This window comes from Ignavibacteriales bacterium (assembly GCA_026390575.1).
GTDB lineage: Bacteria > Bacteroidota > Ignavibacteria > UBA10030 > UBA10030 > Fen-1298.
In genome coordinates this window covers 226,490-245,868 of the sequence record JAPLFR010000006.1, presented here as the reverse complement: position 1 = coordinate 245,868, position 19,379 = coordinate 226,490, and the positions used below count along the sequence as shown (strand labels likewise).

At 40.4% G+C, this 19,379-nt stretch carries 12 protein-coding genes; 11 read left to right on the top strand and 1 reads right to left on the bottom strand.

The features are described from left to right. The first annotated feature begins 89 nt into the window (after positions 1 to 89). From NTX44_04755 to NTX44_04720, 8 genes are all read left to right on the top strand, one after another. Entirely contained in the window at positions 90 to 2,444 is a 2,355-nt protein-coding gene (locus tag NTX44_04755) for a 6-phosphogluconolactonase (GenBank protein ID MCX6120905.1), read from the top strand. A gap of 75 nt (positions 2,445 to 2,519) precedes the next feature. Then, the gene (gene acpP, locus NTX44_04750; protein MCX6120904.1) at positions 2,520 to 2,762 is read left to right on the top strand and encodes an acyl carrier protein; all 243 of its coding nucleotides are present in this window, start codon (positions 2,520 to 2,522) and stop codon (positions 2,760 to 2,762) included. A 17-nt stretch (positions 2,763 to 2,779) separates the two neighbouring features. Beyond that, a complete protein-coding gene (locus NTX44_04745) occupies positions 2,780 to 4,900 on the top strand; it encodes an acetate--CoA ligase family protein (protein MCX6120903.1) in 2,121 nt (706 codons plus the stop codon). Positions 4,901 to 4,933: 33 nt separating this feature from the next. Then, the gene (nagB, locus tag NTX44_04740) at positions 4,934 to 5,740 is read left to right on the top strand and encodes a glucosamine-6-phosphate deaminase (protein MCX6120902.1); all 807 of its coding nucleotides are present in this window, start codon (positions 4,934 to 4,936) and stop codon (positions 5,738 to 5,740) included. A 66-nt stretch (positions 5,741 to 5,806) separates the two neighbouring features. Then, positions 5,807 to 7,792, top strand: coding sequence for a DUF4954 family protein (locus NTX44_04735; protein MCX6120901.1), 1,986 nt, complete (start codon positions 5,807 to 5,809; stop codon positions 7,790 to 7,792). A 227-nt stretch (positions 7,793 to 8,019) separates the two neighbouring features. After that, positions 8,020 to 9,495: a beta-N-acetylhexosaminidase gene (locus tag NTX44_04730; protein ID MCX6120900.1), complete on the top strand. Its 1,476-nt coding sequence runs from the start codon at positions 8,020 to 8,022 to the stop codon at positions 9,493 to 9,495. 200 nt (positions 9,496 to 9,695) lie between these two features. Further along, positions 9,696 to 11,375: a methyl-accepting chemotaxis protein gene (locus NTX44_04725; protein MCX6120899.1), complete on the top strand. Its 1,680-nt coding sequence runs from the start codon at positions 9,696 to 9,698 to the stop codon at positions 11,373 to 11,375. Between the two features lie 139 nt (positions 11,376 to 11,514). Further along, positions 11,515 to 12,672, top strand: a complete 1,158-nt coding sequence (locus NTX44_04720) for a DUF5009 domain-containing protein (GenBank protein MCX6120898.1) — start codon at positions 11,515 to 11,517, stop codon at positions 12,670 to 12,672. A 297-nt stretch (positions 12,673 to 12,969) separates the two neighbouring features. On the opposite strand, the gene NTX44_04715 is transcribed toward NTX44_04720, so the two are convergent. Continuing rightward, positions 12,970 to 14,286 (bottom strand): serine hydrolase, encoded by a 1,317-nt coding sequence (locus tag NTX44_04715; GenBank protein ID MCX6120897.1) that lies wholly within the window; start codon positions 14,284 to 14,286, stop codon positions 12,970 to 12,972. Between the two features lie 283 nt (positions 14,287 to 14,569). Here NTX44_04715 and NTX44_04710 point away from each other — a divergent pair, with 283 nt between their 5' ends. From NTX44_04710 to NTX44_04700, 3 genes are all read left to right on the top strand, one after another. After that, on the top strand, positions 14,570 to 15,364 hold the full coding sequence (locus NTX44_04710; protein ID MCX6120896.1) for a hypothetical protein: 795 nt from the start codon (positions 14,570 to 14,572) through the stop codon (positions 15,362 to 15,364). Positions 15,365 to 15,611: 247 nt separating this feature from the next. Beyond that, positions 15,612 to 18,095 carry a TonB-dependent receptor gene (locus tag NTX44_04705; protein MCX6120895.1) on the top strand — a complete coding sequence of 828 codons (2,484 nt, stop codon included), beginning with the start codon at positions 15,612 to 15,614 and terminating at the stop codon, positions 18,093 to 18,095. Beyond that, positions 18,092 to 19,378: an MFS transporter gene (locus NTX44_04700; GenBank protein MCX6120894.1), complete on the top strand. Its 1,287-nt coding sequence runs from the start codon at positions 18,092 to 18,094 to the stop codon at positions 19,376 to 19,378. Before NTX44_04705 ends, NTX44_04700 begins: the two co-directional genes overlap by 4 nt. Position 19,379 lies beyond the last annotated feature (1 nt).

Genomic DNA, 19,379 nt, shown 5'->3' with positions numbered 1-19,379 from the left:
ATAAGATTAGAAATAATGAATCATTTTGATAAAGACGAAAATCACATGGGCGACTGTTTGTGTAATGATTTTAGGATAGAGACAACAGGATGATAAAGACTTACGACGGGACATCTGCTGTTGAAGCAGTAGAATTGGCTCGAAGCGGCAGAGAGTACCAGTATTCTCCGACAGAAAAAATTCGGATTATCGAAGTCGACAATTTTCCATTACTTGGCAAGCTGACTGCATTCCGGTTTATCGAATGGGTATTGAAGAATCCCGGCGGGGTTATATCACTGCCGACAGGTAAAACTCCTGAACATTTTATCAAATGGGTGAATCGTATCTTAGAGCGATGGGAGACAAAAGAAATTCAATCGATACTTAATGAGTATGGCATAGATGGATCGAAGCGACCTAATATGCGCAGTCTTTCGTTTGTTCAAATTGATGAATTTTTCCCGATGGATTCAAAACAACACAATAGCTTCAATCATTATGTCCGTGAATTCTATATAAAAGGTTTTGGACTTTCTCCTGAAAAAGCACTTTTAATAGATGCAACCTCGCTAGGATTACCGCCCGGGAAAACTATGGATGAGGTTTTTCCAGACAGTATTGTCGACCTTTCACTCCGTGTTCGACAGATGCGTACTGAGTTAGAATATCTACAACGAGATACAATAAATCGCGTTGATTGGTTTTGTATGGAATATGAACGGAAAATTCGCGAATTAGGCGGCATTGGATTTTTCTTGGGCGGCATAGGTCCGGATGGACACATTGCTTTCAATGTTCGTGGATCGAGTTTTTATTCCGTAACACGTCTCACAGGTACGAATTATGAAACGCAAGCTGCAGCGGCGACGGACCTTGGGGGCATTGAAGTCTCACGTAGTAGACTGGTAATAACAATTGGTCTTGCGACGATCACTTACAATACTGATGTGACAGCAATCATTATTGCCGCTGGAGATGCAAAGGCAAAAATTGTCAGGCAGGCAATTGAAAAAGAAAAGAATCCTCAGTATCCGGCAACTGTACTGCAAGATTTAGAATATGGAAGGTTCTATCTTTCAAAAGGAGCAGCGAGTCTATTGACTGAACGCCGCTTCATAAAAATTGCTCAGCGAAAAAAAATCGAGGACGAGTTAGCTGATGATATAGTGATCTCACTCGCTCTTGCTTGCAAGAAACAACTCAAAGAGCTAAACGAAAATGATTTCAAAGAAAACCGCTGTGGTTCAGAACTTCTTCATCGTACTGGTTGTCCATTCAGTGATCTTACGTCTGGTGCAAAGACACGATTAATTAAAAAAATAGAAAAAGGGCTTCAACCTGTTACAAAAACTACTTTTTTCCATACTGAACCACATCATGACGATATAATGCTTGGATATCTGCCGTATCTTTATCATTTGGTCCGGGATCCCAGTAATCACCACATTTTTGCAAATCTTACATCTGGATTCACTTCGGTTTCTAATTCGTACTTCCTTTCAGTCGTTAAGAAGCTTAGTCATTATTTAGAGCAAGACGAATTTGTTTCATTACTTGCAGATGGGTATTTCAATCCAAAAGATCAATCGACACGAATTGAAGATATGTATTTATTTCTTGACGGCACAGCTGGTCATATTCAAGAACGTAAAGATGAAGCAGAAGCAAGGCGAATGTTACGAAATTTTATTGAGGTATATGGAATATCGGACATCAAATCTCTTCGACGTCGTGCGCACAACTTAGAGGAATACTTGCATGCACAATATCCTGGTGCCAAGGATCCACCGGATATTCAAACACTGAAAGGAATGCTGCGCGAATGGGAAGTCGAGTTGTTATGGGCTTACTTCGGTATCGAGCCATCGGCAATTCATCCTTTACGTCTTGGCTTTTATCGTGGAAACATATTTTCAGAAGAACCGGAAATAAGCCGAGATGTTCTGCCGATCTATGATTTAATGAAAAGTATAAAACCGAATATTGTAACAGTAGCATTCGATCCGGAAGGCAGTGGTCCAGATACACATTACAAAGTATTAATGGCAATCGCAGAGGCATTGAGAATGTACCAGAAAAAAAGCGGCGATTCTTCTATGAGAATTTGGGGATATCGAAATGTGTGGTACAGATTCAAACCGGCTGAAGCAGATGTTATTATTCCGGCATCGCTGAATACTTTATCTTTGATGCATACGGCATTTATGAATTGTTTTGGTTCTCAAAGTGCAGCATCGTTTCCAAGTCATGAACATGATGGGCCTTTCTCTGAACTCGCGCAAAAAATAATGGTAAAACAATATAATATGATTAAAACATGCTTAGGCAAAGATTATTTCCAGAAACATCCGCATCCACGATTGCGGGCAGCGCGGGGATTAATTTTTCTGAAGGATATGGAACTTACGAATTTCTATCAGAAGGTAAGAGAATTGAAGCAAGTAACGGAGTCAGTCGAGTAAATTTACGGAAGAAGAGTTGGAACTTTTTTTTGGCTAAAATAATTGGTTGTAACAATAAACTAATAGGAGAGATCTATGGAATCTAGTGAAATAATGGCTCGTGTTAAGAAAGTCGTTGCTCAGGTGTTGAAAATAGATAAATCAACCATTGACGATAATGCAAATTTCATTTTTGACCTTGGTGCAGACTCGATGCAAAGCGTTGCACTCATTGCAGGATTTGAACAAGAATTTGGGATTGAAATGGAAGAGGATAAAGCTCTTCAAATTCAAACTGTAGTTGATGCAGTAAAGTTTATTAGTGGTCATTTAAAATAATAACGAGAGACATAAAAATGTTAGACAAAAAACCTAATTTCGAGAAAATATTCTATCCTCAATCGGTAGCTATTATTGGAGCGACAAAATCTCCAGGTACGGTTCCGCACGATATTGTTCTAAGCATTCTGAAATCCGATTTTCAAGGTATTGTCTATCCTGTAAGTCCTAAAGAAAAATTTATTGCTGGCGTAAAGGCTTATAAATATGTCATCGATATCCAGGATCCTGTGGATCTCGCGATTCTAGTATTTCCGAGTTCTGTATGCCATATGGCATTTGAGCAATGTGGGCAAAAGGGAATCAAAGCGGCTGTTATAATTTCTGCAGGTTTCAAGGAAGTCGGAACGGAAGGCCTTGAAAGAGAAAAAAAATTAATCGAAATCGCGAAACAATATGGTATATCATTTATTGGCCCAAATTGTTTGGGAGTAATTAATACAGATCCGCGTTCGATGCTCAATGCTTCTTTCGCGCGCAAAATGCCAGAAGAAGGAAGCATAGGATTCCTTTCGCAAAGTGGTGCATTGTGCACAGCAGTGTTAGACTATGCGCAAGCAAAGCACATTGGATTTTCAAAATTCGTGAGCTTTGGAAATAAAGCAGACATCAGTGAGATCGATTTATTGTACTATCTTGGAGATGATCCAAAGACCAAGGTTATTCTTTTATATCTGGAAGAAATCAGTGATGGACGTGCCCTAATGGATGCGGCAAAAGATGTAATCAAGAGATGCGGTAAGCCGATTCTTGCAATCAAATCCGGAAGGACAAGAGAAGGTGCGTCTGCTGCCGCATCACATACAGGCTCTCTTGCAGGCAGTGACGATATTGTCGATGCTGCTTTCAGACAAGCCGGTATTCTTCGCTGCGGCAACATTGAAGAAATGTTTAATAAAGCTATGGCGTTAACATATCAACCGCTGCCAAAAGGAAATAAGATTGCAATTATCACGAATGCTGGTGGTCCAGGTGTGCTAACAACAGATTCTGCTATTCATGAAGGTTTGGTGCTCGCAAAATTTTCTGAAGAGACTACCGAAGTATTCAGAAAAAATCTGCCAAAGACTGCAAATATCAAGAATCCAGTTGATGTCATCGGTGATGCTAAAGCAGATCGTTACAATATTGCGATTTCGGAAGCAATGAAAGATGATAATGTTGATGGAGCTTTTGTGATTCTCACTCCACAGTCGATGACTGATATTAACACAATTGCTTCTGAGGTTGTTTCAGTCTCCCACAAATTCGACAAACCAATTTATACATCTTTTATGGGTGCAGCAGATGTTGCTTCCGGAATTGATATTTTACTGAGGAATAAAATTCCGCATTACATTTTACCTGAATCCATGTGCAAATCGTTTGCGAGCGCCAATCTTTTTCGAGAAAGTTTGAATGAGCATACAAACGGAATAGAGATATTCGAAAAGATTGATAAAGGAAAAGCACACGCAATTCTGAATTCAGCCATAGAAAATAAAAGAAGCTATTTGCCTGAGGCTGAAGCAGTAAGTGTTCTCAAAGCATATGGTCTGCCTGTTGTGGAAAATGTAATTGTCCATTCTAAAGCAGATGCGGCGAAACTTGCTGCAGATATAGGCTTTCCAGTGGTCATGAAAATTATTTCTGACGATATCATTCACAAATTCGATGTCAAAGGTGTGGTTCTGAACATTCAATCCCACCAAGAGGCTGAGATTGCATATACTTCAATTATGGAAAATGTAACGCGTCTGGTACCTGAAGCAAAAATTCAAGGTATTATGGTGACGAAACAAATTCCACAGGGAGAAGAAGTAATTTTGGGACTCAAACGCGATCCATCTTTTGGTGCAGTGATCATGTTCGGTTTTGGCGGCATTTTTGTTGAAGTATTCAAAGATGTCGCGTTCCGAGTTGCACCGATCGATAGAATTACTGCCCATCGCATTATCGATGATACCAAAGCATCTCGTCTGCTGAAAGGCGCTCGAGGCCGCACTAAAAAAGATATCGCCAGCCTCGCTGAATGTCTTCAGAGACTGTCTCAACTGGCAATGGAATGTCCACAAATCAAAGAACTTGATATCAATCCATTAATTGTCTTGGAAGAAGGAAAAGGTTCTTTTGTTGCAGATGCAAAAATCATGTTATAATTCAGTCACATTCAAAAAAAGGAGAATTATTGTATGAGGATTATTATAGAACCCAGTTCAGATGCAATGAGCAAATGGGCGGCAATATATATCATAAACAAGATCAATAAGTTTAAGCCGACCCAGCAAAAACCGTTCGTATTAGGATTACCGACTGGCAGTACACCTATCGGTACATACAAGCAACTTGTACAATTTTACAAACAAGGAAAAGTCTCTTTCAAGAATGTTGTTACATTTAACATGGATGAATATATCGGTCTGCCCGTCACTCATCCGGAAAGCTATTACTACTTTATGCATCATCATCTCTTCGATCATATCGATATTCCCAAAAAGAACGTAAATATTTTAAATGGCAATGCACCCGACTTAGAAAAAGAATGTGAACGATATGAAGAAAAAATCAAAGCATCAGGTGGAATTAAACTCTTTATGGGTGGTATCGGACCGGATGGCCATATTGCTTTCAACGAACCCGGATCATCTCTGAATTCGCGTACGCGCGTGAAGACGTTGACGTATGATACGATTAAAGCCAACTCCCGTTTTTTCGACAACGATATCAACAAGGTTCCTAAGACAGCATTAACAGTAGGAGTAGGAACTGTTATGGATTCCGAAGAGGTTATGATCCTCATTAGTGGTTATGGAAAAGCGCACGCATTAAAACATTGTGTTGAAAAGGGCGTGAATCACTTCTGGACAGTCTCTATGCTTCAATTGCATAAACACGGAATTATCGTTTGTGATGATGATTCGACCATGGAATTGAAAGTAAGTACTGTGAAATATTTCAAGGACATCGAACGAGAGCACCTAAAATTAGAACTAGAATAAAAAATTCAGAAGGGCTGCTGGTCGTTTACCGGCAGCCCATTAATTTTCAGGAAGGATTGTTTCTCTATGGGTTATAGAATATTGTCCGAGATTGAAATTTCACAGCTCAAATCTCAAGGGTGTTCTTCTGAAGATTGGAATCACGTTCATGTGAAAGATCCTTTTACTGCCAATAATTTCAGAAATGTTACCTTTAGCGGTAATATAGAACTTGGAGTATTTCAAAATAAAGTTGTGATTGCCAGTGGAATTGAACGTGATTGTGGCATACAAAATTGCTTTATTCACAATTGTTCCATTGGAGATAACGTTTTTCTTTCGAACGTTGCATCACTGGTGAATTATGTTATTAGCGATAATGTGATTATTGAAAATGTTGCTTCATTGAAAGTCCATGGACAAAGTTCGTTTGGCAATGGAATCGAAATTGATGTCTTGAATGAAGCGGGTGGACGTTCCTTAAAAATCTTTGATCGGTTGTCAGCACAAATGGCGTATATGATAGTTTTTTATCGCCATCATCCCAACTTGATTGACAAGCTTAATAAAATGATAGATGAGTATGTCGCTACTAAGACTTCAAGCCGGGGTATGATAGAGCGGAATGTTCACATCTCCAATACAACAACAATATCAAATGTATATATTGGTGCTTTTTCACAAATTGAAGGTGCGAGTTGTTTAGAGGAAGGAACGATACAGAGCTGTCGCGAAGCACCTGTTTTTATAGGGACAGGAGTTTTTGCGAGGAAGTTTATAATATTGTCAGGTTCGAAAATAGACCAATCAGCAATTCTTGAAAAGTGTTTTGTCGGACAGAGTGTTAAAGTAGGAAAGCAGTATTCGGCGGAGAATTCCACATTCTTCTGTAACTCTGAATTATTCCACGGTGAGGGATGTTCGGTGTTCGCTGGTCCGTATACAGTCTCACACCACAAATCCTCTCTCTTAATTGCAGGTTTCTTTTCATTTTATAATGCAGGCAGTGGTACAAATCAAAGTAATCATATGTATAAGCTTGGGCCTGTCCATCAGGGTATCCTCGAACGTGGCGCCAAAACAGGTTCATTTAGTTATCTTTTGTGGCCAAGTCGTGTTGGGCCATTCACGAATGTGATTGGTAAGCATTATGCAAACTTCAATACATCGGAATTACCTTTTTCGGTTATTAGTGAACACGAAGGAAGAAGTGTCTGTGTACCTGCAATGAATATGTTCACTGTGGGTACGAGACGCGATAGTATGAAGTGGCCTGCCCGCGACGGACGAAAGGATCAAATCAAATTAGACTTGCTTCACTTCAATGTCTGGTCGCCTTTTCTCATTGGAAAAATTCTTCACGGGCTTGAAAAGCTCAAAGAGTTGTCTCAACACGCACGCGAAGGACAAGATTATATTAACTTCAATGGCATTTCCATCCAAAAGTTACTCGTCAAAACCTCCAGCAAGTACTATGAAATGGCGATCAAGATGTTTTTAGGTGATTGCGTATTGAGGAAATTAAATTCTCTTGGCAGTTTATCTTCTTTCAAAGAAATTCAATCTGCACTTTCTCAGGACGTAGCCAATGAATTAACTCATTGGCTCGATATCAACGGTCTATTAGCTCCCGAACCAGTAATCACAAATTTTATAAATAGGATTATTAATGGTGAGATCAAAGATATTCAGGATTTCCACAGACAGCTTTTGGATATCCATAAAAACTATGATCAAGAAGAATGGAAATGGTGTGCAAAACTGATCGAAATCCGATCAAATCAACCTATCAATAATGTTACAATAGAGACATTGAAAATTATTATAGATGAATGGAAAACTACTGCGTTAAAGTTCAACAATATGATTCTACAGGATGCTATGAAAGAGTTTAACTCTGATACAAAGTTGAGCTATGGAATCGATGGTGATGAAATGGTACGTGATGCCGATTTTGTGGCCGTTCGTGATACGTATGAACACAACAGCTTTGTTAAAAGTGTGAGAGAGGACTCTGTACAGATTGAAGCTAAAGCAAAAAGTGCGCTTGAGTTTCTTAAAGGATTGATATAAAACAAAATTGTTTTCTAATTGCTTTCGAAAATATTCTTTAATGGATTTTAAAGACACAGGGATAAATTAAAATTACATCTTCTTATCTATACGACCAAAATTGTTGCCTTATTATGAAGTTCACATTTATTTTACGTCCTTTTTATTTTGGGGTGTTATTATTTATTGCATTGATGTTAAATTCTTGCAAGTTGTTGGCACCGACAGAAATCCAGAGGACCACTGCAATGTTCCCTTCTCAGCCCAGCGGTTTAATCCCATTACCTGACTTCATCAAATGGGGAGATAGCTCGTTTGTATTGTCTGCAAATGCTTCCATCTACGTCTCTCCAGGGACACAAGAAATGCGGGACATTGGCCAATTTCTTGCTGACAAAATTAATGTTTCCACAGGGTTCAATATAAAGGTCTTGACAGGCAAAGATATCTCTGAGAAAGGAAATCTTTTTCTTACTATTGGTAGAGATACACTCTTAGGTGATGAGGGATATAAATTGTGGGTAAAGGCTGATAGTGTAACATTAGAAGCTTATCAGCCGGCAGGACTATTTCGTGGTGTGCAAACAATCAGACAGCTATTACCTCCTTCTATCGAAAGTTCAACAGTTCAACCATGCAAGTGGGAGATGACTGTTGTTTCAATCAGAGATTATCCTCGATTTGAATGGCGCGGTGCGATGTTAGATGTTGCAAGACATTTCTTCAGCGTAAGCGATATCAAACATTTCATTGATTTAATTGCCTACTATAAAATAAATCGCCTACATCTTCATTTAACAGACGATCAGGGATGGCGCCTGATGATTAACTCATGGCCAAATTTAGCTCTAATTGGAGGAAGTACGCAGGTAAATGGTGGATCTGGAGGATATTATACGCAAGCGGAGTATGCAGAGATTGTTGCGTATGCTCAAAAGCAGTACATCATTACAATTCCAGAAATTGACATGCCTGGGCATACCAATGCTGCACTTGCTTCGTATCCAGTATTGAACGAAAATGGCGTAGCGCCACAGCTCTATGAAAAAACCGGTGTTGGATTCAGTACTTTAAGTATATATAAAGATTCCACCTATACATTTATCGAAGATGTGATAAAGGAGCTTTGCACAATAACTCCTGGACAGTATATCCATATCGGAGGAGATGAAGCGAGAGCAACAAAAAAAGAAGACTACATTCGGTTTATTGAACGGGTGCAGGCGATCGTTCTGTCTCATCATAAACACATGATTGGATGGGAAGAAATATCGCCGTCTCATCTTTTCCCATCAACAATTGTTCAACATTGGGTAGATGACGGAGCGCAAAAAGCTGTTCAACAAGGAATAAAAATTATTATGTCTCCGGCATCAAAAGCATATCTTGATATGAAATATAATCCTTCCGAGGTTTTAGGTCAAGATTGGGCGGGATGTATAGAAGTGAAGGATGCTTATATGTGGGATCCTGCCTCAGAGGTGAATAGTGTAACTGAAAAAGATGTTCTCGGAATAGAAGCTCCTCTCTGGACAGAGACTATTCGGACTATGGCTGACATTGAATATAAGGTATTTCCGCGGCTTGTAGGTTATGCAGAGATTGGTTGGTCGCAGGAAGCTAAAAGAAATTGGATTGACTATAAAAACCGTCTTGCAGAGCACGGATCGCGATTGACAATGATGGGAGTCAATTTCTATAAGTCACCACAAATAACATGGTAATAATTCTGTTGAATCTAACGATAGTTTATCCCCATGTGTTTGATTTGGGATTCTTACGATGAAAGAAGATAAAATCTCAGACTTGACAATAATCTCAAACTGGTTTTATGTAGGAAAAGTCTTATCATAGAATCATATAAAACTGATAGCAAATATTAAAAGGAAAAGGCATATTAGTTTGAAAAAGAAGGGGTGTAGTTATGAAAAATTTATTTAAAAAATCCCTGCAAGTTAGATTATTGGGTATTTTCCTGATCCCATTTCTTTTAATTTTTCTTTTTTTTCTTTTTTTCTTTCTCAGCAAGTCAACATCAGCCGAATATGAAGCATCGATTCAAAATATGCACTTATTTTCAGATACGGTCTTTATTGAAATTTTCTTAATATTATTTTTGCTAAGTATTGGCTGGGTTGTTATTCTTGTGCGCCTTTTTATACAAGAAATCAAAGATGTACAGACAAGCATTGAGAATGCAGATCTAGACACACAATTCAACACAAGCAGAGGAGACGAGATAGGTCGCCTTCAAGATTCCTTTGATCGATTTGTATCCACTTTGCGAGATGCACTCCTTCAGGTTTCCGAATCAGCGACATCAGTTGCTAGCGCAAGCACTGAAATTAGTTCGAGCACAGAAGAGATGGCGGCTGGTTCCACAGAGCAAACTACACAATCTGAGGAAATAGCAGCGGCTGTTGAACAAATGGCAAAGAGTATTGCTGTTAATTCAGAAAACGCATCAGAAGCAGCTCAGACTGCAAAGCAAGCCAAAACTGCGGCAGAACAGGGTGGTAAACTCGTTGCAAACACAGTTGTGGAGATGAAACAAATTGCAAATGTTGTTCGAGATGCCGCCACGACAATTCAAAATCTTGGAAAATCGAGTGATCAGATTGGAGAAATCATAGAAGTGATTGAACACATAGCTGATCAAACAAATCTTTTAGCTCTTAATGCTGCCATTGAGGCGGCAAGGGCAGGCGAACAGGGACGAGGATTTGCAGTGGTTGCTGATGAAGTGAGGAAATTGGCAGAGCAGACTACAAAAGCGACAAAACAAATTGCAGGAATGATTCAACACATCCAAGCAGAAAGCCACGGAGCTGTGAGTTCAATGGCGAATGCGACAAGTAAAGTGGATGAAGGAATTATATTAGCGGATCAGGCCGGTGCATCACTAAAAGAAATTGTAGAAATATCTCAGAATGTGACGCAAATGGTTACAGAGATTGCTGTCGCAAACGAAGAGCAATCGAGTACTAGCGAGGAAATTAGCAAGAACATGGAAGCCATTGCCAACGTTACTCAAGAAACATCATCGGGCATTCATCAGATTGCACGTGCTGCAGACGATCTGCAACATCTTACGGAAATTCTGCAGCGATGTGTTGGTCACTTTGAATCAAGGACTAACGAGTCGATTAAGGGCGAATTCAACAGTCAAAAATTACTGAGTAAAAAATCAGCAGGCAAACTAATGTCGGAGGATGTGCTTTATAGCGTTGATGCGAAAACAAGAGAATTTACATATTTGAGCCCTAGCTTTGAAAAACTTCTTGGATACACAATGGAAGATATTCAAAAAATGGGAGGACGACAGGTATTTCTTTCTAATGTAATCGAGAATAACCAGTTCAACGCACAGCAGGATACATTTGACAGTTTCAAAACGCAGAAGAAACGTGCGGCGCCAGTTTGGGTGGCATGGTGGCGTTGCAAAGATGGGCGTAGCGTTTGCTTGGAGGATCGTTCAAATCCAATTTATGAAAATGGAGTTCTTGTAGGTACGCAAGGAGTGCTTCGCGACATCACAAAAAGGAAGTTGACCGAGGAGGTAAGAGTGAGAAAACAGAAATACAATATTCTGGAGAAATTTTAAACGCAAGATATGCAAAGACATAAGGCTGATAAATAAAGTTTGATTTATTTTTTAATTAATATTCGTGATAATGAATCGGAGCTATTTGTGCGTGATTGAGTTAACAAATACACTCCAGAATTCAAAATAATGGCTTTCTATGTCAAATGAATCTTCATCGACTCAGCAGCGATTACGTTCACTTGATGTTTTTCGAGGCGCTACTATTGCCGGAATGATGCTTGTCAACAATCCTGGTGATTGGGGTCATATCTATGCTCCTTGGGAGCACGCTAAATGGAATGGATGGACATATACTGATACTATTTTCCCATTCTTTCTTTGGATCGTTGGTGTCGCCATGATGTTTTCCTTTGCCAAGCGGATTGAACGAGGTGATGACAAAGGTAAACTTGCAATGCATCTGTTGTTCCGTTCCGTCATCATCTTTACTCTCGGTTTATTAATCGAGTGTTTTCCTTTTGGATTTGTATTTGGGGAACCTTTTTCGTTCAGTACTATCCGCATTCCTGGCGTTCTCCAACGTATTGCAATATGTTACTTTGCAAGTGGCCTACTTGTTCTGAATTTTTCGATGCGTGTGCAGGTCGCTGTAACATTTTCTCTACTGACATTGTACTGGGTACTCGTAAAAACGATCTTTATTCCCGGTTATGGTGTTGGCGTCTGGTTACCAAAAGGCAATCTTGCATGGTACATTGATTCACATCTCTTGAAGGGTCATACATGGGATGGAGCTCCCATTCCGGGATTTGATCCAGAAGGAATTCTTAGTACGATTCCTGCCATTGCAACTTCAATGTTGGGTGTCTTTACCGGAATGTTTCTCTGTTCAGAACGCTCAAAGGAAGAAAAAGTGACTTGGATGTTTGTGAGCGGCAATATTTTGCTTCTAACTGGTTTGGTGCTGGATAATTGGTTGCCCATTAATAAGAATATGTGGACCAGCTCGTACGTCTTGTTTATGGCCGGGCTTGCTCTGAACGTCTTCAGTTGTTGCTATTGGATCATCGAAGTGAAAGGCAAAACATGGTGGATAAAGCCGTTTGCCATATATGGACAGAATGCAATTTCAGTTTATGTGCTTTCCATGCTAATTGCAAAAACGATATCCCTTGTCACCATCACAAGACCTGATGGACATGCAATCAGCTTGCAAGAGTGGTATTATGAAAAACTATTTCTGCCATGGGGCGATCCTTTTGCCGCCTCCTTTGCCCACTCACTTGTTTTTATATTACTTATGTATGGTATTGCTTACTTAATGCATAGAATGAAGTGGATAGTAAAAGTATAAAAACCAATAAAAACAATGATAAACTTTCACACAAAAACCGGCAGGATTGTAGGTCAGCCTAATTCTAAGTTTAAGTATTTAGGATTAATAGTGGTTTATTAGAAAACCAAGTGTTAGCACATGTGTTGCAGCTAAATCCTAAAAACTAACACGTTAATTATAAACAGAGGTAAAACTTTTTAATATTCCGAGCAAGTTTATAGATTGTTGACAAATTACGTGATAAAGGTAGGTTTTCTAGAGTAAAAGTATTTTGTAAAGACCTTGATTCAATGTTAGATCGTCGCACGTTCTTACTTATACCGCGTTTATCGCTGGAATTGCAATCTTCTTTGCGATTAATGGTATACCAGTACGTCCATGCATTTTTATTCCGATAATTATGCCATCTGATTCAATAAAGGAAAGTCGGTTGCATGAATTATCCTTGAAGTAAAATTCTGTAGATGAAAACGGTACAAGTTCCACTCGTGGATTTTGTCCATGCTGTGAAAACAACTTGCTGTCTTCACAGACAATGTGTCCTTCCTCGGTTCCATTGATTTGATAGACACCTTGATACTGAGTCAAAACTCCAGGGTTTAGTTCGATAGATGGTGGTTCTGTATAAGGTCGGTCAATAGCTAATGCTGCGATTTCAAATGCTAATTGTTCTGGATTTGTTCCTCCGTTGTTGGAGAGAATGGCAACAAAGACATGGTCGTCAGGCATTCGAATCGCGTGAGTCTTAAAACCTTGGATATCACCATCGTGCTCTACCAATCGATGTCCTTCATATTTTGAAATTTTCCATCCATAACCGTATGCAGTAGAAGAACCATCTGCAAATTGATGCGGAGTAAAAGCCTGTTGAAGAGATTCTTGACTGAGTAATTGTTCTGTATAGAGAGCCGAATCCCAAATAACTAAATCGTCTACTGTAGATGCCAATGCTCCTGCTGAATATGGTTGCGTCATACTTAAATACATTGCGTTTGTATAACCTTCAGGACCTTTGTTGTAGCCAGCAACGCGGCGTTGTATAACTCTGATGGGACTGTCATAGAAAGAATGAATCATTCCTAAAGGATTGAAAATATTTTGTTGAATAAATTGTTCGTATGTTTGCCCCGTTACTTTCTCAATGATTGCCCCTAAAAGAATATATCCTGAATTGTTGTAAGCCCAGCGTGTTCCAGGAGCGAACTGAATAGGTTGTTCCTTAAAAAAGGCGATCAATCCCTCTACGGAGTAATCATTTCTACATAACGATGGCCAATCTTGCATATTTGTATAGCTTTTGATTCCAGAAGTATGGGTCAGAAGATGCTCTATGGTTATTGTGTGGTCATGCATGGGGTACTCTGGCAGGAACTTATCAACTGAATCGTCGATATTCAGCCTGCCTCGTTCTGCAAGCATGAGTATTGCAACAGCAGTGAATTGTTTTGTGATCGATCCCAAGCGGAAAACCATATCGGGTTCAATTGGAATCATAAATTCAAGATTAGCCATACCGAGACCTTTGCGGAAAACAATCTTCCCATCTTTAGCTAAAATAATTGCCGCACCAGGTTCAGAAGGCTTGTATGTTTCTTTCGTCAAGTTATCTATAGCTTGGATCAATTCGTTCACGGAAAGCAAAAGAATACTCCGATCGTTATGATTGATTACAACTTCAATGTAACCTAAGGGGAACGGAAAATCAATTTTGAAAAGGAAATATCGTTATGATTGACTTTGAGAATTTGAAAGAGTAATTTTGGCAAATCAAAGTTGTGCTTTCATATCAGTTCGTTATCATTTATATGAATAGTCAATGTGTACGTGGCGTTTTATGTCAGGGCATAGATGTTGCTGGAAGCGATTGTATATGGCGTAACTCTGCGCTAATCCATTGGGCAGTGGGGAGATCCAGATGAGACGATATCACCTATTCGAATGGGAAGATCAACCGTGGTTGCCGGTCGTCTTTCGCGACTACCTGACTGATCACCTACAACTCGCCCTAGGCTCAGGTTACGTTCGACCACTTCACCAGGCAATTGCAGACATCCTGTATCGCTCGATGCAGAAGCTTGGGACAAATGAAATCGTTGATCTTTGCTCGGGTGGAGGAGGACCGCTTCTTGCAGTTCAGAGGTATATGCGTACAGAGATGAACTTTGAGACGATCGTGACACTCACAGACCTCTACCCCAATCTCAAAGCATTCGAACGAGCCGAACTTTCAGCCAACGGGAATGTAAAGACATTTCGTAAACCGCTTAGTGCTTTTGATGTACCATCCAGCCTCACTGGAATCCGCACTCTTTTTACTGCTTTCCATCACTTTAAACCATCCGAAGCAAAACGAATATTGTTAGATGCATGTGCAAAACGATGTGGTATAGCGATCTTCGAGCCGTTTGAAAGAAGTTTTAAAATGGCCTATCTCATGGGCTATTCCTCAATAGTGCGCAGCTTGCTTCTAACACCGAAAATTGGCCGTATGTCTTTCGAACGATTTCTTATCACATACGTGCTGCCGGCGGCACCTCTAATATTTGCCTGGGATGGAATCGTTTCTTCTCTCCGTTCGTATACAGTTCCGGAGCTTCTTGAGTTGGCAACGACTCCCGAATCTGATGACTATACATGGGAGGCAGGACAGGTGCCCACAGCACCAGGTGATTCTATGCCTCTCACTTATCTCATTGGACTACCAAAGTAGTCACTATGCATCGAAGCCGCCAAATAAGCCGCGGCTTACTTGTCTACCTTCTTTTAGATGGAACGCCCATCTACTTGTTGAAGGTTAATGTAAAATGGAGGAGGAAATTCATATTTGAAAGGAAAAAGTTCAGATATGATTGACTTTGAGAAATTGATAGATTACCTTTGACAAGTTAAACTTGAAATATAAACAATGGGCTGACACAAGCACATTTATTAAAATTCATCTAAAGGATAAAGACTGTATGAACTTCAACCGCAGAAAAAATTTTATATTGTTCGCATGTATTCTCACATCAATATTCTCTCCCTGTCTTTTTTCGCAATCCGGCAGCATCTCCGGAAAAATTGTTAACTCTGATGATCAAGCACCTCTCTCAAATGTAAATGTCATTTTGCTCGACAAATCAGTCAAGACATCGACGAACTCTGAAGGAATGTATGAACTTGCTAATATTCCTGCAGGAGTTTACACGCTGCAAGCAAGTTGCGTCGGATTCAAAAAGGTCCGATTATCTGCGACAGTCGCTGATTCAAAAGTAATCCTGGATATTCAGCTTAAGCTCGAACCGATTGGCATGAACGAAGTGGTTATCTCTGGTTATAGGGAAAGCTATACAACAGGTGATAATTATTCAGCCTCTCGTATTAATGCTCCCATGATGACACTGCCGTTGAGCACAGGACAGGTCACGAACAAGCTTCTCGCAGATCAGAATGTTATTAATGTGAACGATGCATTGAAAAACGTAAGTGGAGTAGTGTCAGAGTTCGGCGGACCTCATCCACTGATCGTCAACATACGGGGTTTTAACGCTTCAATTTTCAAAGACGGATTCAGAGTCGGTGGATGCAATAACATGTCCCCTGGTGGTGACGATCTTCCGATCAGTGTCGTCGCCGTGGATCGCATCGAGGTACTCAAAGGTCCGTCGGCAATTCTGTATGGAAGAGGAGAACCCGGCGGGATCGTGAACTTTATTTCGAAGCAGCCTCAGATGGAACCGAGATATAACATTGAAACCATGGCGGGCAGCTTTCAGCAATACCGTATTGGTGGTTCGGCTACCGGGCCTCTGTTGAATGAATCCATTTCCTATCGTTTGGACGGTTCGTACGAAAAGAGTAATAGCTATCGGGATCTCGTGAAGATGAACACATATTTTGTTAAACCATCATTTGCGATCAATGTAACAGAAAAAACAAAAGTGTATGTGGCGGGCGAGATCTCACGTTCAGAATTCACGCCGGATCGCGGTGTTTTGATGCTTCCCTCTATGGATTCGAATGGTAAACTAACAGCATCTCTTGCTCCAATCTCCAGCCGCTCTTATAATTTTGGCGAGGAAAACGATAAGACAAATCAGAAACAGCAACGCGCTAACGTCGAAGTTGAACACTCGATTACTCCGGATTGGACTGTGCGAGTTGCGGCGAACTACGAACACGCTGACCAACAGTCCACATATGTATGGGATTGGTATTATACATACAACGGTGCAATTCCTCCAGGATTTCCACCTGTCGACCAGAATGGAAATCCAACTTTCCCACCGAACTGGACAGTCCGACCGATCAATACGATAGATTCCAAACGCTCTGATGTGGGAGGGAGAATTGAAAATTATCTTCGCGTGAGTCATTCATTATTTGGAACAGATGTCGTTCATGGAATTCTCGCTGTCGTAGACTTTCTCGAAATCGATACAAAATACTATTTGGACTATAATCCTTTTGGAATTCTCGATCCGTTCACTGGCAATAGAATACAAATGACAGTCCCGATCTATCCGCATGAAGAAATGCTTGCGAATTCCAAAGATTATGGTATCGCCGTACAGGATTTAATTACCATCGACAAACGCTGGCATGTTTTACTCGGCGGCAGGTTGGAAAGGAATACGGTCGATGCCACTCAATTAGCCGCATTCAATCCAATTGCCAATACTACTTATAATAAATCATCGGGTTTTGCACCGCGTCTCGGAGTCCTGTATCAATTACAGGATAACATATCACTTTTCGCAAGTTACATGGGAAGTTATCAATCGCCGGGCGCTGACTATGGTTTGTGGGATATCCCGGCAGACCTAAAACCGGAACGCGCGTATCAGACTGAGGCGGGAGCAAAGTTTGAAATGTTCGACAAACGTATCCTTCTAACCACTTCGGTCTTTATGATTGACAAATATGACGTCATTTCTTCGGAGAGAAATCCAGCAGGAGTTTCTCCATATCTGCTGTACTTTAATATCGGGAAAGAAGATGCACAAGGATTGGATGTTGATATCGTCGGTGAAGTGACGACGAACCTGCGGATATCTGCTGCATTCAATACGCAGACGATGAAATTTACAAGTCCTAAAAAAATGATTGTTGATGGTAAAATGCGTTACGGTACTCCGACATACAGCGGTAATGTATGGGCTGTTTATGAATTTACCGAGGGTTTGTTCCATGGTCTTGGAATAGGAGGAGGTGCTTCAACAAGAAGTTCTGTTTTTGTAAACGATGCCAACGAAGCAGAGGTTCCGGCATACACAACGGTCGATGCAATCGCTTATTATCAATATGCGAATCTTCGCTTTCAATTGAATCTATATAATATTACAAATGAACTGGCTTATACTGTCTCCAATATTGGAGGGTTCGGCGATCCGACATATCCGTTCCTTGTGATGCCAATAGCGCCGTTTCGGATGAACTTTACTGTACGGTATGAATATTGACAACCGAAGATTCCAAGACTGAATCGAATACTGTAACAATAGAAGAGTATCCACAAAGACGATTTAAGTTCTTCGTTCTTTTCTTTCTCTATGTTGCATCGTTCGTCCCAACTTTCTTTTTCCCGATTGTATTCCCGGTTATGCTTCGTCAAAGCGGAGCGCCGTTGGAGCGGATCGGACTGTTTGGAATTTTCACTATTCCAATGGTATTGAAATTTCTCTGGGCTCCGTATGTCGATGCTTATGGGCATAATAAATTCGGACATTACAAAACCTGGCTGATTGCTTCGCAGCTTTTTTGTGCATGCGTTGGATGTATCATCGCTTTCCTGAACTTTTCTGATCAATTCTGGTGGATCATAGGTTTTGGTCTTCTCTACGTGACGTCGGTTTCGACCCAATGGATTGCAACGAATGGTCTCGCAGTGCGGTGTTTGAATGAGTCCGAGCGTCCGAGGGGAAACAGCCTTGCGACGATGGGAATGGCTATCGGCACTATTACGGGTGGGAGTATGGTCATGCTTGTTGGGAGGATCGGGTACACCACCACGATGCTGCTCACGCTCTCTTTGCTCATTGTTTCAAGCATCCTGTTGCTGTTCTTCAAAGAACCACCGACCTCCGTTGTACCGTCCAAAGTCAATATAATGAGCAGCTTTAAAACGTTAAAATCGAAGCCATTGCGCCGCTGGCTTTTACTCATTAACCTTTGTGTCATCGGCGATTCAATGATCAATGCGATGGTGCGTCCGCTGCTTGTAGATAGAGGACTCTCGATCGATTCAATAGGCTTTTTACTCGGAACTATCCGCCCGCTTTTTGGAACTATTGGTGCGGCATTATGTCCGCCGATTTTAAAATTGTTAACGCAGAAATCGAACCTTGTCGTATTCGGTTTGATTAACACTCTCGCAGTTGGATTATTTCTTCTCCCTGCTTTAAACTTGACAACGGTCAATTCACTCTTTATCATATGTGCTATAGTTGGTATAACAAATAGTTTTAAGTGGACGTTAATCTATTCTATCTTTATGGATTTTTCACGCAAAGCATATGCGGCAACTGATTTCGCTGTTCAAGTCTCTATGCTCTCTATCGGAATCTCTTTTTATGAAATTCTAAGCGGAGTGATTGCATCTTCCTTTGGGTATGCATCACTCTTTACTTTAAGTATTGTTTTGGACGTTATTGGCATACTCCTGGTTGGCTTCTTCTTCCAAGGTGCAAATGCGCAGGAAAAGATAAAAACTGAGAGTACCGTTGCAGCTTTTTCAGAGGTATAAG

Bases quoted from the DNA above. Each gene is read 5' to 3' on its own strand.
- NTX44_04755 (MCX6120905.1), top strand. From the start codon at position 90: ATGATAAAGACTTACGACGGGACATCTGCTGTTGAAGCAGTAGAATTG.
- acpP (MCX6120904.1), top strand. From the start codon at position 2,520: ATGGAATCTAGTGAAATAATGGCTCGTGTTAAGAAAGTCGTTGCTCAG.
- NTX44_04745 (MCX6120903.1), top strand. From the start codon at position 2,780: ATGTTAGACAAAAAACCTAATTTCGAGAAAATATTCTATCCTCAATCG.
- nagB (MCX6120902.1), top strand. From the start codon at position 4,934: ATGAGGATTATTATAGAACCCAGTTCAGATGCAATGAGCAAATGGGCG.
- NTX44_04735 (MCX6120901.1), top strand. From the start codon at position 5,807: ATGGGTTATAGAATATTGTCCGAGATTGAAATTTCACAGCTCAAATCT.
- NTX44_04730 (MCX6120900.1), top strand. From the start codon at position 8,020: ATGTTCCCTTCTCAGCCCAGCGGTTTAATCCCATTACCTGACTTCATC.
- NTX44_04725 (MCX6120899.1), top strand. From the start codon at position 9,696: ATGAAAAATTTATTTAAAAAATCCCTGCAAGTTAGATTATTGGGTATT.
- NTX44_04720 (MCX6120898.1), top strand. From the start codon at position 11,515: ATGTCAAATGAATCTTCATCGACTCAGCAGCGATTACGTTCACTTGAT.
- NTX44_04710 (MCX6120896.1), top strand. From the start codon at position 14,570: ATGAGACGATATCACCTATTCGAATGGGAAGATCAACCGTGGTTGCCG.
- NTX44_04705 (MCX6120895.1), top strand. From the start codon at position 15,612: ATGAACTTCAACCGCAGAAAAAATTTTATATTGTTCGCATGTATTCTC.